This window comes from Paenibacillus sp. FSL M8-0334 (genome assembly GCF_038000405.1).
Lineage (GTDB): Bacteria > Bacillota > Bacilli > Paenibacillales > Paenibacillaceae > Paenibacillus_AQ > Paenibacillus_AQ campinasensis.
Map to the genome: position 1 here is coordinate 2747734 of NZ_JBBOCH010000001.1, position 25814 is coordinate 2773547.

The window sequence follows — 25814 nt, forward strand, 5'->3', positions numbered from 1 at the left end:
TTGCCAGCGACAGAATTGATAGATTTGCGAAGTAGCTTTGGCTCAGCCAAAGTTAAGCTAATGCTTACGAAGTTAGCTTTGGCTTTGCCAAAGCTAAGCAAATGCTTACGAAGTAACTTTGGCTCAGCCAAAGTTTTAAGGTGGTGAAAACATGGCAAGAGGCTTACGTGATATTAAACGGCAAATCAAGAGCATCCAGAACACCAAACAGATCACCAAGGCAATGGAGATGGTCGCCGCCGCGAAGCTGAGAAGAGCGCAGGAGAAGGCAACGGCCGCTCTGCCGTATTCAGATAAGCTGAAGGAAGTGGTTTCCAGCATTGCAGCCGGTACGCAAGGCATTAGCCACCCTATGCTGGAGAAGCGCGAAGTCAAAAAGACCGGTTACCTGGTTATTACGTCTGACCGCGGTCTTGCCGGTGCGTCGAACTCCAACATTTTGCGTAAAGTGTACAATTTCATTTCCGAGCGTCATCAATCCAAAGACGAGTATGCGATCTTTGTGATCGGGCGCAAAGGGCGCGATTATTTCCGCCGTCGTGAAATGCCGGTTGTAGAGGAGCTTACCGACCTGTCGGACAGCCCGACGTTCGGGGATATCAAGTCCATTGCTAATGCGGCCGTGGGGCAGTACGAGCGTGGAGAGATTGACGAGCTGTTTGTATGCTATAACCGCTTTGTCAATGCCTTGACGCAGGACCCTCAAGTGGACCAGCTGCTTCCAATGGAGAACATTGGCGGCGGTGACTCCGCGGCAAGCTATGAATATGAGCCTTCCCCGGAAAGAGTGCTTGAGGTGCTTCTTCCAAAATATGCGGAAACCCTCATTTTCAGCGCAATGCTGAATGCAAAAGCAAGCGAATTGGGAGCGAAGATGACGGCTATGGGAGCGGCTACGAAGAACGCCAGCAAGCTGATCTCCGAGCTGACGCTGACTTACAACCGTGCGCGTCAGGCAGCGATTACGCAGGAAATCTCCGAGATCGTCGCTGGGGCGAATGCTCAGCAATAATTGCACTGAAAATTTGTTTATAACGGATATGCGGCTGAGGTTATGGCCGCGCTAAGAAGATCGTTCGCCGCCTAGAGAGGTGAGCGTGTAGGAGGGAATACGTTAACATGAAAAAAGGACGCGTTGTCAGCATTACAGGCGCTGTTGTTGACATTGAATTTGAACGCGGTCATCTTCCCGAGATTTTTAACGCCATCAAAGTAAGCTCGGAAGGCGATCGCCCCATAAACCTGACTCTTGAAGTAGCCAACCACCTGGGAGACAATCTGGTTCGTTGTATCGCGATGTCTTCGACGGACGGTCTCGTTCGCGGCATGGAAGCTGTTGACCTTGGCGCTCCGATTACGGTGCCGGTTGGCGCTCCAACGCTGGGCCGTGTATTTAACGTGCTTGGCGAGCCTATCGATAATGCAGGGGATGTTGTAGCTGAGATCAACGAACCGATCCACCGTGAAGCTCCTGCTTATGATGAGCTTTCTACGCAAGCAGAAATGCTTGAAACAGGTATCAAGGTTATCGACCTGCTGGCTCCGTACCAAAAGGGTGGTAAAATCGGTCTGTTCGGTGGTGCCGGTGTAGGTAAAACCGTAACAATTCAGGAACTGATTAACAATATCGCACAGGAGCATGGCGGTATTTCCGTATTTGCGGGCGTAGGCGAGCGTACTCGTGAAGGAAACGACTTGTACCATGAGATGAGCGATTCCGGCGTTATCAGCAAAACCGCGATGGTGTTCGGACAGATGAACGAGCCTCCGGGCGCGCGTCTTCGCGTAGCATTGACCGGCTTGACGATGGCGGAATATTTCCGCGATCAAGAAGGCAAGGACGTGCTTCTGTTTATCGACAACATCTTCCGTTTCACACAAGCAGGCTCCGAAGTGTCCGCACTTCTCGGACGTATGCCTTCCGCGGTAGGTTACCAGCCAACGCTGGCTAGTGAGATGGGTCGTCTGCAAGAGCGGATTACTTCCACTAAAAAAGGATCGGTTACATCCATTCAGGCGATTTACGTACCTGCGGATGACTATACGGATCCGGCTCCTGCAACAACGTTCGCTCACTTGGATGCGACAACAAACCTGGAGCGTAAAATTTCCGAGATGGGGATTTACCCTGCCGTTGACCCGCTGGCATCTTCATCCCGTATCCTGACACCGGAAGTGGTAGGCGAAGAGCATTACAACGTTGCTCAAGGCGTGAAACAGATTCTCGCCCGTTATAACGAGCTTCAGGATATCATTGCGATCCTCGGTATGGACGAGCTGAGTGAGGAAGACAAAGCGATCGTTGCTCGCGCACGTCGTGTACAACGTTTCCTGTCCCAGCCATTCCACGTTGCCGAAGCGTTTAACGGTATTCCTGGTAAATACGTGCCGGTTAAAGAAACGGTACGCAGCTTCAAGGAAATCCTGGAAGGAAAGTATGACCATCTTCCTGAAGCAGCCTTCCTGTTCGTAGGTACGATCGAAGAGGCAGTTGAAAAAGCAAAAACATTGTAATCTGACACTATTGTGTTCGGTTGACCGTACCCGTGCGGCTTGATTAGGCCTGTACGCGAGTTTTTCGCGGATAACGGTTAGGAGGGATGGAAGTGAGCACCTTTTTGTTGGAAATCGTAACGCCGGACCGTGTTGTGTACTCGGAACAGGTTAATGGGGTTACGGTTCGCGGTGTGGAAGGGGAACTGGGTATTTTGCCTGGCCACATCCCGTTTGTTACACCGCTTCAGATAGCACCCGTTTATGTCAAGATCGGGAATAACAGACAGCCGTTTGCCGTTCAGGGCGGATTTATCGAGGTGCGCAAGGAGAAGGTTGTTATTCTTGCCGAAAGCGCCGAGAAGGCTGACGAAATCGATCTGGAGCGCGCGGAAGCCGCGAAGGAGAGAGCACAGACCCGTCTGAATGCCAAAGGCAGACAGGACGAAATCGACCATCGCCGTGCAGAGCTGGCTCTGCAAAGAGCGATGAACCGGATCAAAATTTCCGGCAACACCAAGCACTAACATCACCAAGGCAGCAGTTTCTGCGAAAGCGGACTGCTGTCTTTTTTTGTGGGGAGGAGGATACTCTATGTTTAAGTTCCGTGCTAGATTTCCATCAGGAAGCATTTCCTGCGGAAACAATGCCTTAATGATCGAACCGTTCCTCTGTATCCGGACCTCATCGACCTCATCGCAGCATTGCGATCAGCCCTCTAGCCTACGGATTACTCCTGCAAGATGAGTCGTCAAGTACATATGGTTTTGCTATATATAATAGAAGTTTGAGGTCTAAGAAGGGAACCTAAGTGGGGAATCAAAGATATCAATCTCTTATTCTCTTAAATGTGCGAATCTCCTATGATATCTACCATTCCACTTACTAGAGTCATAGCATAGAATATTCTATCTAAGAGGAAGGGAGGAATCACAGATGGCTGTACTTCTTCCACTGCAAGTGTTCTCGCTGGCCCCTAATGTTGGCAAGTCATACTATGAAAATCTGAATGGAGGCGCGGATGCGGCTGTAACGGTGAACAACTTGTCTGAATTTGATGTTGCGCTCGTGATCACCAGTGTCAACGCGCCTGTTCAAACCTATGTTATTCCAGGCAACAACAGTCTCACCCTGGTTGTGCCTCGGCTTCTGGTGGCTGCGCTGTTGACCGGCGCTGTGCCTGCTTTTGGCACCATTCAGGTGGTGTCTGCACAATTGTAATGGAGAAGAAGCATAACGGAAAGCCGGCCCTGTAGGGTCGGCTTTTTGTTAGCAGCAGAGAATGAATACCGGATAAACATAATAAAAGCAGAGCTGAAAAAGGCGAGAGCTGCAAAGGGAGCTGACAGACCCCATCGAGCGCGCAGTGCTTTGCTGTAGGGAAGCGCCCGTCAACGACATAAGGGGGCTAGCGAGCGTAGTATAAAAAAACGTTTGAACCAAAAGCCCAGATGATACATATTGTATTTTATGACAAGTTTCTTGAATTATTAAGGGAATTTAATTATTTCCGAGGAAATGGAGTGTAGAAAGGTCTGGATTCTTGGCGACTTGCCAAGTATTATAGAAGAGTCGGGCCCTTAAGGGCTGAAACTGTACGAGATGGAGGGAGGAGTATGCGCGAGGATATCCTTGGAAATTCGGTTATGAACACTGTGGGTGTGAATGGACTGATATCCATTATTGTATCATTGGTCTGTATAGCGCTGGCATGGTGGGCTCTGCAGCAAGTAAAGCTGGATTTGGTCGTTCGAAATCCCAAAGGTCCGCAAGGCAAGCTGCTTCATGTGCTGCTGGCCGTGGTACTTGGGCGTTTTGTCGCCCAATTCCTGATTGACTATATTACTTGGAGCCAAATGATCCGATATATATTTTAGCGGGTTTACCGCATTAAATACTCGACATACTTATGTGGGCCGTGAGCCTGATCATAAATGGCATGGAACCGTGAGGCTAAAAGGTGATCCGGAGCGAGCATCATGACGCTGCTGTTTCGTGTGAATAAGGACGATTATCGTCATGTTTGAATTGGCAAGCAAATGGTTATATCTCTGTTAGGCTGCTAAGAGAAGATGTCGAATAAACGTATTTTATTATGTTAACACTGAAAACAAGGATAAGGTCTGGGGAACGAAACCGTGTGACTTCGGGACTATGGCGTTCACCCGGAACAGTTGGGCTTTAGGGGGCAGCCGTGGAAATGAATGGCATCCGCTCACAACCTAAACTGCGAATAACAGGCGTTTCACGGGCGCATGGTTCCATGAATCGTAAATAGTTCAAAAAACGCTTGTACAGCTTAATTCATCGGTGATATGATGAAGCTTAGTGATTTAGCAATGAACTACTCAACTTATTGAATAAAAGGAAAAATATGGACGCGGAGGGAACCATGATGAGCAAATTTATCGTCCGCGGTGGCAAAAGACTGACCGGAAGCGTCAAAGTCAGCGGAGCAAAAAATTCTGTTCTTCCGATCATCGCTGCCTCTCTCTTAGGGGAAGTAGGGGAAAGTGTTATTATGGACGCACCTCCTCTTGACGATGTAATTACAATCAGCAAAGTGTTAGAGTCACTCGGTGCGGGCATTACATACGAGGGCGAAGTGATACGTGTTAATGCAGAGCACATAACATCCTGTGAGGCGCCTTACGAATGGGTGCGCAAGATGCGGGCATCTTTTCTGGTTATGGGGCCTTTGCTGGCGCGTTGTGGCCAAACACGAATTTCCCTTCCGGGCGGATGCGCAATTGGTACAAGACCGATTGATCAGCATTTGAAGGGGTTTGAGGCACTCGGTGCTGACATCAGTCTGGGCCAGGGATATATAGAGGCGAAGAGTAATGGCAGACTGCGCGGGGCGAAGATCTACTTGGATGTTGCCAGCGTAGGAGCCACTGAAAATATTATGATGGCAGCCACATTGGCTGAAGGGGTAACCACGATCGAAAATGCGGCGAAAGAGCCGGAAATTGTCGATTTGGCCAATTACCTCAATGCGATGGGAGCCAAAGTTCGCGGCGCCGGTACCGGGGTCATCCGAATCGAAGGGGTTGAGCAGCTGCACGGTGTTCAGCATAACGTCATTCCTGACCGGATTGAAGCAGGCACCTTCATGGCCGCTGCGGCCATTACGGGCGGAGACGTCTATGTCGAAGGCGCTATTGCCGATCACCTGGGACCTGTCATTTCCAAAATGGAGGAGATGGGAGTCACTGTCCTGCCGGATGAGAACGGAATTCGCGTCATTGCCGACAAGCCGCTCAAGTCCGTGGATGTGAAGACACTCCCTTATCCAGGATTCCCTACGGATATGCAGTCTCAGATGATGGCGCTGCTGCTTGTATCCGAAGGTACAAGTGTCGTGACGGAAACGGTGTTTGAGAACCGGTTCATGCATGTGGATGAATTCCAGCTGATGAATGCGGAGATCAAGGTAGAAGGCCGATCTGCGATCGTGACGGGCGGAAGCAAGCTGCAGGGCGCGAAGGTGTGCGCAACAGACTTGCGCGCCGGTGCGGCGCTTATTCTGGCTGGTCTCGTAGCTGAAGGTACGACGGAAGTTAGCGGTGTGCATCATATTGACCGCGGTTACGTGGACCTGGCCGAGAAGCTGTCGGGGCTTGGTGCCGATATTTGGCGGATTTCGGCGGATGAAGCACCGAAGCCAGTGTCGCCGTCGACTCCTGTCGAAGTCAAGGACACACCGGTCTTGAAAGTACAGCCAACCTGGGTATAAATCCGGTTCGTTATTTTATTTATTACTGAAGTGAGAGAAGCTCTGCCGCTTGCGGCAGGGCTTTTTTTGTACATATATGATTTGTGCAGTACAGATGAAGGACAGATATTATAAGCTGAGGGTGAAGTACCATGGGGGTCCGTTGTCTCCCAATAACCTGGGGTGATTTGTATGATATGTCGTACAAAACTCACTTATACTCGATGAAATGGCTGGGTTTGTACGATTTGGCGCACAAAATCGGAGGGTTGGATGGGGTGACGAGCATATTTGTATGATGGATCGTATAAGTTGCTTGTCATCCTGGGATTCCGTATAGACCTTATACGATAAATCGTACAAAGTCATCGTGGTGAAGCGCGTAGGCCCCGATCATGCTGCCTGAGCAGAGTGAATGGGGATTTTATTGTAGTTGTTACATCCAGGAAGGTTCCTTTGGCCTTCTCGATGCATATGCGGCATTGATGCCGGCGTATGCCGAGCCTTCTTTCTTAAATGACGATTGGTCAACGATGAAGTGCTGTTGTCTTTATCCCCTAATTGCTCGAATGGCTCCCTTCTGCCGCACCCGTTCGACCAGCCGCATTTCGCTCCGGGGCGCCTTACCCGGGTTACTCCATCGCCGCATCCCTTCTACAACCCATCCCTCGCACATTGTTTATGGAATATATATCGAGGAGCGTTCCCAAACTGAGGATATAGGTATCTATTTCAAGTCATCTACTTAAGGTCATCTACTTTTCTCTTAAACAGGTTCTATCAAATGGCCGGGCCCCATAATTATAAGTAGAACGAGCCGTCACGGCAGGATGCAGCAATTGCACAGGAGGGAAGACAGATGAAAGATTCGAAGTATCGGATTCATGTAGCCTTGCATCAGGAGGAAGCGCAGCGAGTGGGACCGGATGATAGGAAGCTTGAGGCCCGCCGCGTGGAGACGTCGAAGGATCAGGGAGCAAATGTGCTCACGTGGCGGTTCCCGAGCGAGCAGGCTGCACAGCCGGGGCACCCGGCTGCCGATCAGCATGCAGGCGAGCGAGGGCCGGCAGTCACGCGGGCGCAGCCGCGTGACGCCGCGGGGACGCCGGACGCCTCCGGCATGTCCGGCGCTGCCTCCCGGGCGGCCGTGCCGCCGCCCGGGAGCCGGGCCGGGGCGGCTCCTGCGGATGCCGCCCCAGGCGGCGGGCCAGCGGCACAGCCGGGCCCGCCCCTCGCGGCCGAGCCGCCGCGCCTGGCGCAGCCGGCGGCGGCTGGCCGCGTCCCGCGCGCGCGGGGGCCGCACGTTCCGTGCGCGGCCCTCGCGCGCCGGGCGCCGCGGCTTCGCTGCGCGGCGCGGCACGGCCGCCCGCCCGGGGCGGCGGGTGCGGGTGCACCCGGCCCTGTGGGCGGTGGCCGTGCTGCTGGCCCTGGCGCTCGCGCTGCCGCTGCTTGTGGTTGACCCCGGCAACCACAAGCAGGCGCCGCTCCCGCCGGGCCCGGCCCCGCTGCCGTCCGCGGAGCCTAGCGGCGCGGACGAACCGGTGGTGTCCGTCTACCTAAGTGCGACGGACACCGTGGAGGAGCTCCCGCTGGAAACGTACCTGGTCGGCGTGCTCGCCGCCGAGATGCCGGCCGAGTTCCAGCTGGAGGCACTCAAGGCGCAGGCCATCGCTGCACGGACTTACATCGTGCAGCGGCTCGCGTCCGGCGACCGCAGCGGCGTGCCGGACGAGCGGGCGCTGGTGACCGATACGGTCAGTCACCAGGCCTACATCTCCAGCGAGCGCCTGACCAAGGAATGGGCCGGCGCCGGCAAGGAAGCCGAGCTTGCCAAGCTCGCCCGGGCCGTTAAAGAAACCGAAGGCATGGTCATGACGTATGAGGGAAAGCCGATCACGGCTTCTTTTTTCTCGACCAGTAACGGATATACTGAAAATTCAGAGGATTATTGGAAGAACGAGATTCCTTACCTGCGGAGCGTAGCGAGTCCCTGGGACCGAGAGATATCTCCTAAATATGAGGATACGGTGACGATCCCCCGGGCGGAGTTTCTATCGAAACTCGGGCTGTCCGAGGGAGCCGTTCCCGTCGCTGCAGGAGGAGAGGGAGCCTCTTCTTTCATCAAGATCCTATCTTATACGCAAGGCAAACGGATTGAGAACGTGAGAATCGGAGGGAAGACATTCACGGGCAGGGAAGTAAGAGAGAGACTCGGGCTGCGCTCCAGCCAGTTCAGCTGGAAGGTGGAGGGCGGGAACGTCATCATTACCACTTACGGATATGGCCATGGCGTAGGCATGAGCCAGTATGGGGCCGAAGGAATGGCACGGGAAGGGCGTACCGCCGAAGAGATATTGGCACACTACTATACGGGGATTTCTTTTGATAAATCTTCAAATCTTCTGTCTTCAAAAAAATAATAGTCAAATACGTATAAAAGAGTTGGCCCCGGTAACAATGGTTACTGAGGTGATAGCCAATGAATGAACAGAACAAAAATACCAAACCCCATGAAGAAGCTCCTAAAACCAATCAGGGAGATCAGGCGCAAGCGCCGGCTTCATGGAAGAAAGTGTTGTCCAAACGGTGGGTGTTCCCGGCAGCATACTTAGCAGCAGCGGCAATTATACTAACCCTCGTGTGGGTCTACCAGGACGCCAGCCAGAAAGAGTTGAAGCCGCTAGAGAACGCGTCGGAGGTTTCCAGCACGGCCACAGGTTCAGAGCTTGATCCAGCAGCCGAAGGTCAGAATAACGAAGCTGTTGAAGTGGTTGCCAATGCCGAGGATATGATCTGGCCGGTAGCCGATGATGCAGCGGTTAACGTCGTGAAGCCTTTCTTTGACGAAAGCGATCCGGAGACGCATCAAGCAGCGATGGTTCAATACAACGATACGTTCAGTCCGAACCTCGGCATTGACCTGGGAACGGAAGACGATCAGTCCTTCGAAGTCAGAGCTGCGCTCAGCGGAAAAGTAACGCATGTGGAGAACCATCCAATCAACGGTTACGTGGTTGAGATTACCCACCCGGGCGAGCTCAAGACCGTATACCAAAGCTTGACGGATGTAAAGGTTGAACAAGGCGCTGAGGTGAAGCAGGGCGACGCGATCGCCATGGCTGGCCGCAGCGAGTATGAGAAGGACCTGGGCAACCACGTACACTTTGAAGTGTATGAGAACGGGAACCTGGTGAACCCTTCGAAGCTGCTTCCGCAGCGCTAAGCTTGTCCTTGCTTCCATAACGAAATGCGCCCACCGCGCACATGATTCAGGCAGGAACATTTGGTTCCTGCCTTTTTCTTTGCTCATTTGCAGACGAAGCTGAAAACCCTTCCCCCGCCTTGGTTTTTCGCGTTGTGGTCCAAGCCCTGACCCGGCATGTCCGGAAAATAAATGGGCCCGGGCAAGCTTGTCAGCCCGTGAAACCGCGAATATCCCGTCATGCCCCTCATATAATGTACCAAACTATCCACACAGTAGGGAGGCGGGAGCGTGCACGATTACATCAAAGAGCGGACCATTAAGATCGGACGCTGTATCGTGGAAACGAGGCATACGGTTCGAACAATTGCCAAAGAGTTTGGCGTGTCGAAGAGCACGGTGCATAAGGATCTAACCGAACGTCTGCCGGAGATTAACCCGGACCTGGCGGATCAGGTAAAGCACATTCTCGAGTACCACAAGTCCATCCGTCATTTGCGAGGCGGAGAAGCGACCAAGATCAAGTACAAAAAAACCGGCAGCAACCGTGAGCCGGTAGCTACGGCAAAATCCTGAGTTTTTTAGGGCTCAGGTCGCTAGATTGTCGTTGAATCCCTCCCCTAAAGTATGATATGTTAAAAGCTGGTATAGGATCGAATTATGGGACCTGATTTGCCGAAGATCATCATGAAATGCAGGATTTTGTCGAGAATCGGAAACCGGCGCAGTGTACACAGACTCTTTACCATAAAATAATTACTTTGGGGGCTTTTCATGATGTTGAGCAAGGATATTGGAATCGATCTCGGGACAGCAAACGTGCTTATTCACGTCAAAGGGAAGGGGGTAGTGCTTGACGAACCTTCCGTAGTCACTATTGAGGCCGACACCAAACGAGTCCTTGCCGTAGGAGAAGAGGCGCGGCGTATGGTCGGGCGAACTCCTGGCAACATTACGGCGATCCGCCCGCTGAGGGACGGGGTCATCGCCGATTTCGAAATTACAGAAGCCATGCTGAAGTACTTTATTGATCGCGTAGGCGGACGCAGCTGGTACAGCCGGCCCCGCATTCTGATCTGCGCACCGACGAACATTACCTCGGTGGAGCAGAAGTCGATTCGGGAGGCAGCTGAGCGCAGCGGTGCCCGGGATGTTTTCCTCGAAGAGGAGCCGAAGGCGGCAGCAATCGGAGCAGGCATGGACATTTATCAGCCAAGCGGTAACATGGTCGTGGATATCGGGGGCGGCACGACAGACGTAGCCGTCCTGTCCATGGGCGATGTCGTCACCGCCTCTTCGATTAAAATCGCAGGGGACAAGTTCGACGAAGCGATCACGAAGTACATCAAGCATAAATATAAATTGTTGATCGGGGAACGGACAGCAGAGGATCTGAAAATTGTGATCGGCACGGTTCGTCCGGGCGGGCGCCAGGCGGAGATGGATATCCGGGGCCGGGACATGGTTTCGGGCCTGCCGCTGACGGTGACGGTTTCCTCGTCAGAGGTGCAGGAAGCGCTGTGGGATCCGGTGTCCTCCATTGTACAAGCAGCCAAGTCGGTGCTGGAACGCACGCCGCCGGAGCTGTCGGCGGATATTATTGACCGCGGTGTCATTCTGACAGGCGGAGGCGCGATGCTTCACGGCCTGGACGAGCTCTTGACCGATGAGCTGCGGGTACCGGTCCTCATTGCAGAGGATCCGATGCACTGTGTGGTAAAGGGTACGGGAATTATGCTTGATAATTTGGACAAGGTCGTTAAGAAAAACTTCTAACCTTCCGATATATAAAATAATCATTCATCAATATGCATCGTTGATATGGACCTTGAATTTGGAAGGGAGTGCCTCCATGATAAGAGGATTGTATAATGCAGCTTCCGGGATGATCGCCCAGGAGCGCAGGCACGATACGGTAACCCAAAATATCGCCAACATCAATACGAACGGATATAAGCAGGTGAACAGCGTTCAGCGCACCTTTCCGGAGATGCTGATCTCCATGATCGGGGGGAACGCTCAGAATCCGAACCGTCAGGTGGGAAGAATGAGCACCGGCGTTTTTGCCGAAGAGAGCATCTCGATGCATCTTCAAGGAGCGCTTCGGGAGACCGGGAAGACCACGGATCTCGCGCTGGTCACCAGCCTCGAATTGTTGAATCCGGCAACCGGCGAGAATTATCTTTTTGACGCTTCGGGCAAATACGTGAATGAGAATGGCGATGTGGTCTACCGTCCGGAAGGATTTTTCACGGTACAGAACGCAAACGGTGATGTTTTATACACAAGAGATGGCAGCTTCCGCGTCAGTCCGGAAGGAAATCTGATCACCTCCGGCGGTTATCAGGTGCTGGATAACAATAACAACCCGATTGTGTTGACAGGCCCGGTCTCGAACCTTAAAGTGAATGAACAAGGACAAATCGTGGACGCGGACGGAAATGTGGATGCAACGATCGGAATCAGCGTTGTGCAGCAGCCGCATCAGCTAATCCGGGAGGGTGAAGGCGTATTCCGCTTGAGAGACCAGAATGGCAGCGAAGTTCGCTGGCTCGCCGCCGAGGACAATGCGGTGATCCGCCAAGGGTATATTGAGGCTTCGAATGTGGATCCGGCACAAGCGATGGTAGATTTGATGGCCGCTTTACGTGCTTATGAAACGAACCAGAAGGTGGTTCAATTCTATGATAAGTCACTTGAGAAAGCGGTCAACGAAATCGGCAGAGTCTGATCATCTCGTTTGAAATATAGCGGAGCTGCATAGTTGCAGCTTTCATTGAAGTAAGCTAACAGGAGGTTAGTGATGAACAACTCCATGATCAGTGCCATGGTCTCCCTGAACACCCTCCAGCAGCGTCTGGATGTGATCGCGGACAATTTGGCCAATCAGAATACAGTCGGCTATAAGAAGAAGGAAGCGTCCTTCGAGGATGTTCTGACCCAGGTTCAGCGGCATCATCAGGATTTCAGCAGACCGGGCCGGGCGACGCCGCCGGGCTTCACGCTCGGGTATGGCATGAAGCTGTCTTCAATCACCCAGAGCATGGAGCAAGGCCAGCTTCTGGAGACGGGCTATCCGCTCGATCTGGCGATCCAGGGCAACGCGATGTTTGTCGTGCGAAGCGGAGGCGAACTGCGTTATACCCGTGATGGCAGCTTTAACCTGGTGCCTGATCCAACCGCCGATGGCAATCTGCTGCTTGTGGATGCCAAGGGCAATCCGGTGCTGAACACCAACAATGCTACGATCTCCATTCCGGATAACGGCAAGGTAGCGGTGGATGAAGAGGGACGGATCCTTGTTGAAACGGCTGCCGGCCGGACGGAGGCTGGCCAGCTTCGCTTGGTCGAGCTGCAGCGGCAGGATGGTCTGGTGCCGATGGAGGACAATCTGTATATGATCGGCAATGGCCTGGCGGAAGGGGATGTGTTCGATCTGGCACCGCCTGCGGATGGCATGCGCCGTTCCACGGTGTCTTCCGGGTTTCTTGAACAGTCCAACGTCAATATGGCGGATGAGATGACCCGCATGATGGAAGTGCAGCGGGCATATCAACTGACCGCACGCGCGCTATCGTCCAGCGATACGATGATGAACCTTGCCAACACAATGCGAGGGTAGGTGGGCTTCCCATGAGTGAATCGAAGGAGAATAACCGCCCGAGAACATCCGGGTGGAAAATCACGCTTCGGATTATGGTGCCGGTGCTGATGGTGATGGCCTTGTTCGGAGGGATGACCTTCGGCTATGTTGTTTTAGGCAAGCAGGAGCTCAGCGAGGTTTTTGAATGGAGCACGTGGCGGCATGTGTATGATCTGATCTTCGCGCCGTAACGGAGGTGAAGAGATGTGGAGCCTGTCCGGATCCCCGGATGGATTCCAGTGGACACGCCGCATATGGTAACCTTATGGCAATTTACAGAAACTCCCCTTTAAGGGAGTTTTCTTTTTTTTCGGTTAAACGGTATAATGGGATGGGACTTAGCATTCTTTCGGGTGAGGATGAGTGCGCGGTAAAAGGGCCTTCCCCATGAACAATAATGTCGAAGGAGAAAGCCCCTTATCTTAACCTTCACGTCTGCAGTCATGAAGGATATTACTCATTTTTTCCGTAAACCTGTGAATTTATGCAAGGCTCTTTTATTCTGTCGAAATTCGAGATTTTTGATAGCCCGAGACGTTCCTGTGAGCTGCTTTTGACAACCTATTCGGATCAGGCAGGAAACGATATTTTTTTCAAACGCCCTCGCTGGCGGGTAAGTACATAAGGTGGATTTTGCAAAAGTCCAGGTGTGATGTTTTGCATCTTCCTGAAGGAGGAAATACCGTGTTGAACATTAAACAAATTCAAGAGATTATTCCGCATCGCCCTCCATTTTTGCTGGTGGACAAAATTGTGGAGATCGAGGATGGCAAACGCGCCGTCGGGATTAAAAACGTAACGATTAACGAGCCTTTTTTTGTCGGACATTTTCCTGAGTATGCCGTTATGCCGGGTGTGCTGATCGTTGAGGCACTGGCTCAGGTCGGTGCTGTAGCGATTCTGAACGTAGAGAGCAACCGGGGCAAGCTGGGCTTTCTTGCGGGGGTGGACGGCTTCCGTTTCCGTGGACAAGTTGTTCCTGGAGACACGCTTCGCCTGGAAGTTGAAATAGTTCGTCTTAAAGGTATGATCGGAAAAGGAAAAGCGACGGCTACCGTAGACGGCCGCGTGGTTGCCGAAGGCGAGATTATGTTCGCGCTGGCGGATAAGGAGTAATTCCATCATCACTCTTGTTGGTCGAAGGAGGAGACTTTGTTCATGACAATGATAAGTCCAAAATCAATGGAAACGGTTCAGCGCTGGCTGAACGACCCCTACGTAGATGAGGAGACCAAGAGCGAGCTTCGCGCATTGGAGAATGATCAGGCAGAGCTGGAGGACCGCTTTTATCGCGATCTGGAATTTGGTACAGGCGGACTGCGTGGCGTCATTGGTGCAGGAAGCAATCGAATCAACAAGTATACGGTAGGACGAGCCACGCAAGGCTTGGCCGAATACATTAAAGCAATTCACGGGGATGCGGATGGCAAGCCTTCTGTCGTGATCGCGCATGACTCCCGCCACTTCTCGCCGGAATTTGCGCTGGAAGCGGCGCTCGTATTGGCGGGCAACGGCATTGTAGCGAAGCTGTACCCTTCCCTTCGTTCCACGCCGCAGCTGTCCTTCAGCGTTCGTCATCTGGGGGCGACCGGAGGCATTGTCATTACGGCAAGCCATAATCCGCCGGAGTACAATGGATACAAGGTGTACAACAGCGAAGGCGGGCAGCTGGTGCCCCATGAGGCGGAGAGGGTAATCGCTCTGATCCAGCAGGTGGACTCCTTTGCAGCCATTCGGCGATTGTCGAGGGAGGAAGCCGAGGCGCAGGGCCTGTTGGTATGGCTCGGCGAAGCGGAGGATCGGGCGTTTATTGATACGGTGGCCAGCGTTAGCGTCAATCGGGAGCTGATTGCCTCCAAGCTGGCAGACGATTTCACAATCGTGTTCACCCCGCTGCACGGGACAGGCAATATGCCGGTGCGGCAGGTGCTGGAGACGATCGGATTCAAGCATGTGCATGTGGTGAAGGAGCAGGAGCAGCCGGATGGCGGATTTCCGACTGTGAAGTCCCCGAACCCGGAGGAGCGCGAAGCCTTCACGCTGGCCATGAAGGTTGGCGAGGAGATTCAGGCCGACATTCTGATCGGAACGGACCCGGACGCTGACCGGATGGGAGCGGTCGTGAAGAATGGCAAAGGGGAGTACGTCGTTCTGACTGGCAATCAATCCGGAGCGATTATGATTCACTATCTGCTGAGTCAGTTGAAGGAAACGGGTAAGCTGCCTCATAACGGCGCCGTCATCAAAACGATTGTGACCAGCGAGATGGGGGCGGCGATTGCCGAGCATTACGGGGCAACCATCTTCAATACGCTAACCGGATTTAAATATATCGGGGAGAAAATGACACAGTTCGAGCAGACCGGCGATTATACGTACTTGTTCGGGTATGAGGAGAGCTACGGCTACCTGGCTGGCAACTACGCCCGTGATAAGGATGCAGTGCTTGCATCCATGCTGATCTGTGAAGCGGCAGCTTACTACAAGGCTCAGGGCAAGACCTTGTATGATGTGCTGCAGGAGCTGTACGAGCAGTTCGGATTTTTCCTTGAAAGTCTGGAGTCGCGCACGCTGAAGGGTAAGGATGGTCTCGCACAGATTCAGGCCAAAATGGCGGACTGGCGCAGTCAGCCGCCACAGCAGGTGGCTGGGCTTGCGGTCGAGAAGGTGCTTGATTATTCACAAGGGCTGGACGGGCTGCCGAAAGAAAATGTGCTGAAATATATGCTGGAGGACGGATCATGGTTCTGCCTCAGACCTTCCGGCACGGAGCCGAAGATCAAAGTATACTTTGCCGTCCGCGGAGCATCGCTGGAGGATGCCGAGCGTAAGATCGAGTCGCTGCGGGACGAGGTTATGGCCCGGGTCGACGGTTAATGGAATGAAATGATCATCAGTGAATGAGAACGATGGGACTTCCTTGCTGAACATTGCGGAAGCGATGAGGCGAGGGGTCCCTGTGGTTCGATGAGGAGGTACTTTAGTGGTTCAGAAATGGAAACGCTGGAACACGGCAGCCCGGAAGTGGCTGTGGATTCTGGTTGTTCTTGGCGTGGCAGCTGCCCTGCCGGTTGGATATGACCGACTGCAGACAGAAACAACATCCAAAAATGTAGAATTGGTGTTTAATTATCGCGATTTGGTTGACATATCTGCGTATCAGGCTCATCCGCAAGATTTCATCAGTGAACAACTGGATCGTCTTCAAGCTGCAGGTGTCACAAGCATGGCGCTGTTTGAGAGCACGCTGGACGAGCTTGTGAAGTCCCGCCGGGTGGTGCTGTACGATTCACAGCAGGTTGCCGATCTTACCGGGAACGTAATTTCCCCCAACGAGAATTTTACTTATGTAACCTTCACGAATGAGGATCAGGCACTCCGGATTCGCCCCATCATTGAACAGACGTTCATGATGCTCGATATTCCGGTCCGCAGCTGGGAGTATAACGGCAGTGAAGGGTTGGTGATTGAGACCCCTCGGGCGAATGCCATCATCAAACCGTTGTCACCGGATCCTATTGCCTTTGAGATGCTCCGAGACCGTGGTTTTCAGATTGTGCCTCGTTTAACGGACAGCCTGCCGTACAATCAAGAGCACACGGAAAATCTGATCGCTTATTTTGCTGAAAACGGGGTGAAGCGGATCCTTTTTGATGGTGAAGCCGTCAAGGGATTTAATGATGAGGCCGAGCAGGAGAGTATGACAGCTTTTGCTGAATTGCTTAATAAGTATGATATCGGTCTAGTTGCTATTGAAAATATCCGGAATCAGCAGAAAGGGTTCGCAAAGCTGGCCTACCTTACGGATTATAACGTTACCCGCGTTTATTCACTTAGCGCGCGGGATGCGAACCTGGATGTGGACGTAATCAGTGATCGTTTTGCCCTTGCGTCCAAGGATCGCAACATCCGGATGTTCTATCTCAATGCGGAGCCAAGCCGGGATATGACGAAAGCTTCGATCACCCATCCGTTGGATAATCTGATCGAGAGCTTGACCGAACCGGGACATGCGATCAAGAAGATAGAGGATAACGGCTTTACGATTGGGCCGGCTGAAGCATTTAAGGTGACGGACTCTTCCCTTCAACGTTATTTCAAAATGGTCGTTGTTGTCGGAGCCGTTGCGCTGATCGCGCTGATGATTTCCTTCTACATTCCGTTTCTAACGATAGCGGCCTTCTTGTTCGGTATGGTGGGCAGCGCGGGCTTGTATGTGTTGAACGCCTCCTTGATGGAGCAGGCGTTAGCGCTCTTCACGGCGATTAGCGCACCGACGTTGGCTGTTATTCTGGCGATCCGCAAGGTCGATCATAGCCGCAAACAAGTGCAGAATATGAAGACAGGCCAAAGATTGTCGAATGCCATTGTTCTGATGCTTACAACAACCGTTCTGACGTTGATTGCAGTGCCGCTTGTTGTCGCACTTTTGAACAATGTCACGTACATGCTCGTATTGGATCAGTTCCGTGGTGTCAGCTTGCTTGCTGCTGCGCCGATCGCACTGATTGCCTTGTATGTTGTGCTGTATCGCGGAAGCTCGGCGGGCTCCACCTTTGCAGCGATTCGTAAACTGCTCCAAACGCCGATTACGCTGGTATGGATCATTGGAGCAGGTGTCGTGGGCATTGTGGGCATGTATTACTTGAGCAGAACCGGTAATGCTGGCACGGTGTCGTCCATTGAGATGGCGTTCCGTTCCTTCCTCGAGAATACGTTCGGGGTACGCCCGCGCAATAAGGAGTTCCTGCTGGCTCATCCTCTGATGGTGCTTGGGTTGTTCCTGTCGTTTAAGTACCGCTACGGGGTGTACTTGCTCATCATCGGTGTGATGGGGCAGCTGTCGATGGTCGGAACCTTTACGCATATTCATACGCCGCTGGATATTTCGGCGATCCGGGTCGTTCTCGGGCTTGTGCTGGGTCTTCTGATCGGATTGATTGCCGTAGGGGTATGGCAGGTCGCAGAAAGGATATGGAAACAATGGTCTCCACAATTAATACGATAGTCATATCCGGATATTACGGATTCAAGAACAGCGGGGATGAAGCCGTGCTCAAGTCGATCCTCACCGCGCTGGAGCAAGAGGGACAGGCTGCGGGCATACAGGTGCAGCCCGTGGTCCTGTCCATCGATCCGGAATGGACGGAGCGGACCTATGGTGTGAAGTCTGTGCACCGGATGAAGCTGGGTGAAGTGCGCCGGGCGATTAAGGAAAGCGACGGATTGATCAGTGGCGGGGGCAGTCTGCTGCAGGATGCCACCAGTCCGAAAACGATTCCCTACTATCTTGGCATCTTGAAGCTGGCCCAATGGGCAAACAAGCCGACCTTCATCTATGCCCAGGGCGTCGGTCCGGTGAACCGGGGCTTGTTCCATCCGATGATCCGGTCCGTGTTTCGCAAATGTTCGTATATCTCGGTTCGGGATGTGCAGTCAGCCGAACTGCTTCAGTCGTTCGGGATTGATCAAGCCAGCATACAGGTAGTACCAGACCCGGTCATGGGGCTTCCGCTTCCAGAAGAAATCGGGGCAGGGGTAGATACAGGGGCACCAGGTACTTCAGTTGAAGCTGCCGAGCGCAGTGTATCCGAGGCGCCGCCTGTAGACAGCGAGGTTCAAGATCGCAGTCCTGTGCCTGTTGTCGGGATATCAGTCCGGTACTGGAACCCGGAGAAACGCGAGCTGGCAGCGATCGCCGAAGCTCTTCGGGAGATCAGCTCCGACCGTGCAGTGCATTTTCGGTTTCTGCCTTTTCATCAGCCTGATGATTTGCAGGCTTCGCGGTATATTGAGCAGCTGATGGGGGATATTACGCGCGATGGATCCCGAATCAGCTACTATCTTGAGGAGAAGCAGGCTCAAGATATGCTGCGCGAGGTGGGCAGCTGTGACGTGGTGCTGGGCATGAGGCTGCACAGCTTGATCTATGCAGCGAACCGAAAGGTGCCATTGATCGGCATTTCGTATGACCCGAAGATCAATCACTTTTTGAACAGATTAGACAGTGAGCCGGCCGGCAGCAGTGATTCGCTGGATCCGGCCGTATTGAAGGATCGGTTGTTGAAGCTGCTGGATAATGCTGAATCCTGGAAGGCCGAACACGAGGAGCAGATTGCCGTGCTGAAGCGGGAGGCGGCTTTGCCTGCACGCCGTATTGTTGAATATTTACGCCACAGAGGATGATGAACATGAATGAAACCACTCAAATTCCGACCGTATCGGTTTTTGGAGTCCCTTTTTCCAAACTGGATATGAAGGAAACGGTGAAATACTTGACGGAGGCGGTGCAGTCGGGACAGCCGCATCAGGTGATTACGGCAAATCCGATTATGGTGATGACGGCCCTTGATCGTCCGGAGTACAAGCAGATGATGAAAAGTGCGGAATTGATCGTTCCGGACGGGACGGGGATTGTCTGGGCTGCGGGGGTCGGCGGCGATCCGCTCGACGGGCGTGTAACCGGCTTCGATCTTTTACATGAATTGTTCAAGGCAGGGGAAACCTATAGATGGAGATTTTATCTGCTGGGTACGACGACCGAAGTGATTCAGGAAGCTGCCAAGCGGTTACAAATGCAGTATCCGGCTGCAGTGATTTGCGGCTATCGGGACGGATTTTTTGGAGCGGACGAGGATGTGGCTGTCATTGAAGATATTCGGGCTGCCCAGCCGGATATTTTGTTTGTCGCCCGTGGTGCGGACAATCAGGAGCCGTGGATCGCTCAGCATAAGGAAGCGCTTGGTGTTCCGGTCATGATGGGTGTTGGCGGTTCCTTCGATATCATTTCCGGCAAGCTGAAGCGGGCGCCGAAGGTGTTCCAGAAGCTGAGATTGGAATGGTTTTATCGTCTGCTCAGGGAGCCAAGCCGGTATAAGCGAATGCTTGCGCTGCCGAAATTCGCCCTGAAAGTGCTCCGTGAGAAAGAGAATGTGACAAAACCAGGCTATTAAGTATGATTTTGCACGTTTAGTCCGGTTAATCGCCGGATATTGGCATTGGATTTCGTCCTTGAAGGGAGTATAATTCAACCGGTAGACAATATTGGGGGTCGAATGATTACATGTTAACGCTATACATCGTCGGGTTTGTTGTGTCGCTCCTGCTGGCGCTGCTCCTGACTCCTTTCGTCAAGAAGCTTGCGGTGCGTATTGGGGCTGTTGACGTGCCAAACGCCCGAAAAGTGCATACAAGAATCATGCCCCGGCTTGGCGGGCTTGGCATATATCTGGCTTTTGTGCTCGGACTGATTGCCGTGCTTCCGTTTTTTCCTGAGACGCTCTCGGCGCGTGATGCCAATTTTATGAAGGCATTTCTGATCGGTGGTTCGATGATCGTGTTGATCGGAGCGCTGGATGATCGCTTTGAGCTGTCGGCCAAAGTCAAGTTTCTGGCTCAAATCGCCGCAGCTTGCGTCGTTGTGTTTGGTTTTAATATTACGGTGGATTTTGTTAATATTCCGTTTCAGGATCGCTACTCCTCGCTGGAGAGCTGGGTGTCGATTCCGCTTACGATATTCTGGATTGTCGGCGTGACCAACGCCATCAATTTGATTGATGGGCTGGATGGTCTGGCTGCCGGGGTGTCGGGAATTGCCATCGGGACGATCCTGGTCATGGCTTTCTTGATGGGCAATACAACGGTGGCGTTGCTGTGCCTCTTACTGCTGGGCAGCATTATCGGGTTCCTGTACTTTAATTTCCATCCGGCTAAAATTTTCATGGGTGATACAGGCTCGCTGTTCCTTGGATTCAGTCTGGCTATGCTGTCACTGCTTGGCTTCAAGCAGATTGCCATCGTATCGTTCATTACTCCGCTGATCATTATCGGTGTGCCGCTGTCGGATACCTTCTTTGCTATCATTAGAAGAAAGATCCAGAAGAAGCCGATCTTCTCGCCGGACAAGGGACATTTGCATCACTGCCTGCGTGAGCTTGGCTTCAGCCACCGCCAGACGGTGCTGATCATATATGTTATTGCTGCGTTCTTCGGTGTGCTGGCTGTGATTCAGTCTTCAGCCGCCATGTACGAAGCCAACTGGGTAACGTTTGTTGTTATCTGTATTATGATGTGCTTCATGCAGATTGGGGCTGAAGTGATAGGACTTGTCAGCAAGACCAAGCGGCCGATCCTAAGTTTGATCAATCGGCTGCGGATGAAGGCGAATACGGAAAGCCGTTCGAAATAATTTCTATTTTTTTACTGAATAAACCAATTTATTTGGACCTCACCTTTTTTTGGTGGGGTTTTTTTGATATATTCTAAAAATTTGGATATCTGTAACCGATACATATGGAAGATACCTTCGAAACTAAATGCAAGGGAGAGATTAATCAGAGATGAAGCGAGCGAAACGTATCATGGTCTGGTTGATGCTGACGACCATGCTGGTCACGCTGGTCCCGGCGGGAATCATCAAGCCTGTCCAGGCGGCATCTGCAGCAACCTACTTTATTCCGGATATTGTTGAGATCAGAAATACGGCTTTGTTAACGACGGAACCGGGGACTTCCCAGATTACGCGGGAAAATGTGTACAGAACCAACAACCCGGCACTGTCCATCACAGGTACGTATTCTCATGTGGCAAGTGATACTCTGTCGGTCAAAATCGAGCGCCTCAGCTCTGAGCCTGTAACCGGGGGCGGTGTAAGATGGGTGACGGACAGCTCGACTGCGATTACAGCGCCTGTAACTGCAGACACAACCTCCACGAACAAGTTCACCGCAAGTAATATGACCTTGTTCTCAGGGTTTAACAAAATTACATTTTCCGGGATGCAAGGCAGTGTTGAGCGTTCCGATACATTCTATGTATTGTATGACAGAATTCCATATATCGAAGGCCTGCAGCTCATGGGTGGCGCAACACCGGTGAACCTTAATGAAGGTACGCGCGTGGTTGTGACAAACCCGATGGGAACACTTCAAGGTAACGCGAAGAATGCAACGCAGGTCACGGTGTCTTTGAATGGTGGAACAGCGTTTGTTTCGTCTTTATTGGAAGACGGTACCTTCTTCACACCTGCGCTGAACTTTACTCCAGGATTCAATACGATTGATCTCGAAATTAAGAATGCTTCGGATTCGATCCGCGTAAGTCGCGGGGTGTATTTCTTCGATCCGGCTGAGCCTTTCATCGGAATTGATATCGTTCACGGAGGAACTTCTTATCCGTCGATTAATAAAGTGCCTGTTCTGACGAGTCCAGCGACAGACGCTACACTTGAGGTTGAGGCATTGGTTCCATACAGTGCAAATGCTTTTGCCGGGAATGCCACATATAGCCTTGGCGGACAAGCTGCAGTTCCAGTGACGGCGGCGGATGTGATCAGCGAGACGGTCATTCCGGGTCCTGACGGTGTTACGCCTGCTTATCGCCTTGTGAAGTTCAGAACCGGAACGTTTCCAGTAGCTGCTGGAACACAATATTTGAATTTGGCTTTAACCTATGAAACGTTCTCAGCCGCTTACAATATTAGTTACAGATATCTTCCTGGCGAGGTCGTAATCACAGGTATCGATCTCCTTCCAGGCTACAACGGAACGGATAATGTATCGACAGTAACCCGCATTCCGCTGAATAAGTCGGAGACCGAGACCGCTGATTTTTACATTGTGGTCAAAGCGGATAAAGCGCCAACGACGACTGTAGAAGCTAAGTATTTGCCGATAAGCGCAAATGCTGTCAATATTACTCGCGTGAATCCACAGCCAGCAGGGCTTGGAGCCAATGAGGAAGTATACAGAATTACGGGCTTCTCTAACGGTCAGCATATGATTGGCTTCAACTACCAGGGCTCGACCTCAGTGTACAACGCTGAAATTTCTTATGTTTCGAAGAACTACATTTATGTAGCGAATTTGCATGATGGTCAGACCTATTCGTTTGATTCTCGTTCGACACATACCCTTAATGTAGAAGGGGAGTACATCGGGTTTGAGAATATTAACAGCCCTTATTTCAACGCCCAAGTGTTCGTGAACGGAATTAACGGTGATCCGAACCCAGCCAATCCGGGTCAATGGCTGACGATTAATGGAGGCAGAGCGACCTTCAATTTAAACTTTACAATTGATGCCGCTGGCCCACTTGTTTACGGGGAAAACCGCATTGTATTTACCGGTACGGCTACGGATGCTGCAGGAAACGCGCGGGAAATCCGTAAAGAGCTCAGAATTTATATCATTGATACGAATATTTCCAAGATTACAAACTTCATGCCTACCTTGGCAGTTCAGGGCAGAGAGCCATTTGATAATCAGGACCCAAGCACATACCCTGATGACAAAATGAACCGCATCTTTAATGTTTCACCTGAGTTTGTGTGGAACAACGAGCGATATGTAACCAGCGAGCAACGATATGACCTGGTGATTCGCGGTAACGGCGCTTCCAAACTCAATGTCTATTTTGGATCACAGCCATTCTTCTCACGAGATATTAGAGATAGAGGCAACTTTGATCATATTCCGTCCTCCGTGTTTACATATAACGGAAGAGACTACACTTACAGCTTTGCAGGGAATGAATCGGACTTCATCCTGCGGATTCAAGATATTCCGTTTGAAGAGCCAGGAAGTCATGTATACAGTCTGGAGCTTATAAACGGTACAGGTGCACGTGCCACACAGCGCCTTGAAATTGTACGCGAGGTATTGCCTTATCGTATTCTTTCGCCTCAACCTACCGTTGGCGAGGAAATTGTCGTAAACAAAAACTTTGTACGGTTTGACATCGAGGCCGAAGGGGCCACCGAGGTTCTGATTGGCAAGGAACGCGCGATTAAGCGTGAAGATATGGATAATCGTTTTGTGTACGACTACGTTGGGCTGAAGCCAAACAGATCGAACAAAATTGATATCCAGGTTGTCCGTCCTGGTGGAACCATCAAAGAGTCTATCTATGTGTATTACACCGGAACGGTGACGGTCGACAGCCAGTTCATGGCGGAGAAGGTAGCTAACAAGTATACTGCGTTCAACAAAAAACTGGAGCTTTCGTTCCCGAAAGGCACCATTCTGCAATCTGCAAGCACATCCGGTAATGGGATTACAAAGTTCTATCCGGACAACAAAATCCTCTTCGGAATCGCGGATCCGCGGGACGGGGTTGTGGAGCGGCGTAACGATTATGGAAACATCATCAATGTAACGCCGGATGATCGTACTTCAGGCGGAGCTGGCATGATCCGTATTCCGGAATACCTGGTGCAGCGCTTTAACTCGACGGCAGATACGAACAACTTCACACTCGCATCAGATATTTACTGGATTCATGGCGGGATCGGCGAGCAGAATGATCGTGGGCAGATCGGCTATAAGCCAAGCACGAACGGACTGTCTCCTTACTCGCTCGAAGGTAACTTTACCGAGTTTACACCAGATCGTAAGATCGTTCCTTCCCAGCGCGGCACCCTGAAGCTGTCCTTCAACAGCAACATTGTGGATGAAGCCGGAACGACAGTATCGGTATTCCGTTATGCGGATAATGGCCGGTGGGTAAATATCGGCGGGGAAGTCGACATGAAGAACAACACGATCACCGTGCCTTTTGACGAGTTTGGCTACTATAAAGTAATGAAGATGCGCCTTGGATTTAGCGATATTACGAACCATCCGTGGGCGAGAAACATTTTGAATGCTCTATATGCGAAAGGAATCATGAACAACCTCCGCTTCGGTGAATTCGGTGCGGATGACCAGACAACTCGCGGCGAATTTGCGATGCTGCTGGTGAAGGGGCTGAATCTGCCGCTGAATTACGACAATCAGCCAACCTTTGTGGACATTCAGCCGGGAACCGGCACGACAACCTGGGATTATGCCCATATAGAAACAGCAGCAAGAGCAGGTATTATTCAGGGACTGGGCGACGGCTTCTTCGGCCCGACTCAGCGTGTTACACGGGAACAGGCAGCTGTGATGATCGCCCGCGCGCTGGATCTGAAGATGGCAGCCAATGACAGCAAGCTGGAGCAGTCACTGTCCAAAGCGTTTGCGGATGCTGGCAGAGCTGATTACTATGCGCGTCCGGCCATCCTAGCCGTGTCCAATGCGAAGATTATGCAGGGTAGTCCATTCACAGTACAAGGGCAGAGCAAGCCGCTGTACAACTTCAATCCGAAGGGCAATCTGACCCGTGCGGAGGCAGGGAAAATTGCGGTTGAGCTGTTGAAGAAAAGCACGAAGATTTTCCCTAAAAACTTGAGCTAGTCCATTTTGAAATCTTGCCAAAGCTGCTCCTGAAGCGGAATAATCCGCGGCAGGGGCGGCTTTTTTTTCCGAGGCTGGCCCCGATTACCAGAATCTATTGTTTTGTAATTTATTGTAGAATACGCTACAATAGCGGAAGCACATACTATTTTTAAAGGGTGAAGATGAATTATGAAGCCGATCTTATCGAAAGCGCAGCTCGATTACATGAAGGCCAAAACGAAGTTTGAGGATAAAGCCAAAGTGATGGAGAAGAAGATTGAGCTGGCTCGCGCCGCTCAAAATGAGATATCGCAGGAAGTCATGGAGGAGCTCGTCGTTGAGACAGGTTTTCATGATGCATTTAACGAGTTGACGATGGCAGAGAATGCGCTGATTCAGTGGTCGCATTCCACGATTAAGCATGAGAAAACTTACCGTGATAACAAGGCAGAGATTGAACTGATGTACAGCCGGCTGAATGACGATCCGAAGATGCGGAACCGAATTATCCAGCTTGCTATGAAGATTCGATAGATTTCAACAGAAGGCGCCAAACAGGCG

General features: G+C 51.9%; 21 protein-coding genes. All 21 read left to right on the forward strand.

The window, feature by feature from the left end:
* The first annotated feature begins 151 nt into the window (after positions 1-151).
* The 21 genes from atpG to MKX64_RS12115 all read left to right on the forward strand — a co-directional run bounded on the left by atpG (position 152) and on the right by MKX64_RS12115 (position 25787).
* A complete protein-coding gene (atpG, locus tag MKX64_RS12015) occupies positions 152-1012 on the forward strand; it encodes an ATP synthase F1 subunit gamma (protein ID WP_095264933.1) in 861 nt (286 codons plus the stop codon).
* A gap of 107 nt (positions 1013-1119) precedes the next feature.
* Complete coding sequence (gene atpD, locus MKX64_RS12020) at positions 1120-2514, forward strand: F0F1 ATP synthase subunit beta (protein ID WP_095264932.1); 1395 nt, start codon at positions 1120-1122, stop codon at positions 2512-2514.
* Between the two features lie 92 nt (positions 2515-2606).
* On the forward strand, positions 2607-3020 hold the full coding sequence (locus MKX64_RS12025; RefSeq protein WP_095264931.1) for a F0F1 ATP synthase subunit epsilon: 414 nt from the start codon (positions 2607-2609) through the stop codon (positions 3018-3020).
* A 409-nt stretch (positions 3021-3429) separates the two neighbouring features.
* Entirely contained in the window at positions 3430-3714 is a 285-nt protein-coding gene (locus MKX64_RS12030; protein ID WP_095264930.1) for a hypothetical protein, read from the forward strand.
* A 395-nt stretch (positions 3715-4109) separates the two neighbouring features.
* Complete coding sequence (locus tag MKX64_RS12035) at positions 4110-4370, forward strand: DUF1146 family protein (protein WP_176475558.1); 261 nt, start codon at positions 4110-4112, stop codon at positions 4368-4370.
* Positions 4371-4888: 518 nt separating this feature from the next.
* Positions 4889-6232 (forward strand): UDP-N-acetylglucosamine 1-carboxyvinyltransferase, encoded by a 1344-nt coding sequence (gene murA, locus MKX64_RS12040; RefSeq protein ID WP_196426447.1) that lies wholly within the window; start codon positions 4889-4891, stop codon positions 6230-6232.
* 1361 nt (positions 6233-7593) lie between these two features.
* Entirely contained in the window at positions 7594-8631 is a 1038-nt protein-coding gene (spoIID, locus tag MKX64_RS12045) for a stage II sporulation protein D (protein WP_341035936.1), read from the forward strand.
* A gap of 59 nt (positions 8632-8690) precedes the next feature.
* Positions 8691-9434 (forward strand): M23 family metallopeptidase, encoded by a 744-nt coding sequence (locus MKX64_RS12050; protein ID WP_095264929.1) that lies wholly within the window; start codon positions 8691-8693, stop codon positions 9432-9434.
* A 270-nt stretch (positions 9435-9704) separates the two neighbouring features.
* Entirely contained in the window at positions 9705-9989 is a 285-nt protein-coding gene (gene spoIIID, locus MKX64_RS12055) for a sporulation transcriptional regulator SpoIIID (protein WP_009594246.1), read from the forward strand.
* Positions 9990-10190: 201 nt separating this feature from the next.
* Positions 10191-11189 (forward strand): rod shape-determining protein, encoded by a 999-nt coding sequence (locus MKX64_RS12060; protein WP_176475564.1) that lies wholly within the window; start codon positions 10191-10193, stop codon positions 11187-11189.
* 76 nt (positions 11190-11265) lie between these two features.
* Entirely contained in the window at positions 11266-12144 is an 879-nt protein-coding gene (locus tag MKX64_RS12065) for a flagellar hook-basal body protein (protein WP_341035939.1), read from the forward strand.
* 72 nt (positions 12145-12216) lie between these two features.
* The gene (locus MKX64_RS12070) at positions 12217-13035 is read left to right on the forward strand and encodes a flagellar hook-basal body protein (RefSeq protein ID WP_095264926.1); all 819 of its coding nucleotides are present in this window, start codon (positions 12217-12219) and stop codon (positions 13033-13035) included.
* 11 nt (positions 13036-13046) lie between these two features.
* Complete coding sequence (locus tag MKX64_RS12075; RefSeq protein WP_341035940.1) at positions 13047-13247, forward strand: DNA-directed RNA polymerase subunit beta; 201 nt, start codon at positions 13047-13049, stop codon at positions 13245-13247.
* A gap of 493 nt (positions 13248-13740) precedes the next feature.
* Entirely contained in the window at positions 13741-14172 is a 432-nt protein-coding gene (fabZ, locus tag MKX64_RS12080; RefSeq protein WP_095264924.1) for a 3-hydroxyacyl-ACP dehydratase FabZ, read from the forward strand.
* Between the two features lie 42 nt (positions 14173-14214).
* Positions 14215-15933, forward strand: a complete 1719-nt coding sequence (locus tag MKX64_RS12085) for a phospho-sugar mutase (RefSeq protein ID WP_095398368.1) — start codon at positions 14215-14217, stop codon at positions 15931-15933.
* 106 nt (positions 15934-16039) lie between these two features.
* Positions 16040-18064, forward strand: a complete 2025-nt coding sequence (locus tag MKX64_RS12090; protein WP_341035942.1) for a DUF5693 family protein — start codon at positions 16040-16042, stop codon at positions 18062-18064.
* Positions 18040-19242 carry a polysaccharide pyruvyl transferase CsaB gene (gene csaB / locus MKX64_RS12095; protein ID WP_341035944.1) on the forward strand — a complete coding sequence of 401 codons (1203 nt, stop codon included), beginning with the start codon at positions 18040-18042 and terminating at the stop codon, positions 19240-19242. The genes MKX64_RS12090 and csaB overlap by 25 nt, the downstream gene beginning before the upstream one ends.
* On the forward strand, positions 19242-20009 hold the full coding sequence (locus tag MKX64_RS12100) for a WecB/TagA/CpsF family glycosyltransferase (protein ID WP_095398371.1): 768 nt from the start codon (positions 19242-19244) through the stop codon (positions 20007-20009). Before csaB ends, MKX64_RS12100 begins: the two co-directional genes overlap by 1 nt.
* A 110-nt stretch (positions 20010-20119) precedes the next feature.
* Complete coding sequence (locus MKX64_RS12105) at positions 20120-21244, forward strand: glycosyltransferase family 4 protein (RefSeq protein WP_095264919.1); 1125 nt, start codon at positions 20120-20122, stop codon at positions 21242-21244.
* 151 nt (positions 21245-21395) lie between these two features.
* Positions 21396-25271: an S-layer homology domain-containing protein gene (locus tag MKX64_RS12110; protein WP_341035946.1), complete on the forward strand. Its 3876-nt coding sequence runs from the start codon at positions 21396-21398 to the stop codon at positions 25269-25271.
* Positions 25272-25442: 171 nt separating this feature from the next.
* Entirely contained in the window at positions 25443-25787 is a 345-nt protein-coding gene (locus MKX64_RS12115) for a hypothetical protein (RefSeq protein ID WP_095264917.1), read from the forward strand.
* The last annotated feature ends 27 nt before the right edge of the window (positions 25788-25814 follow it).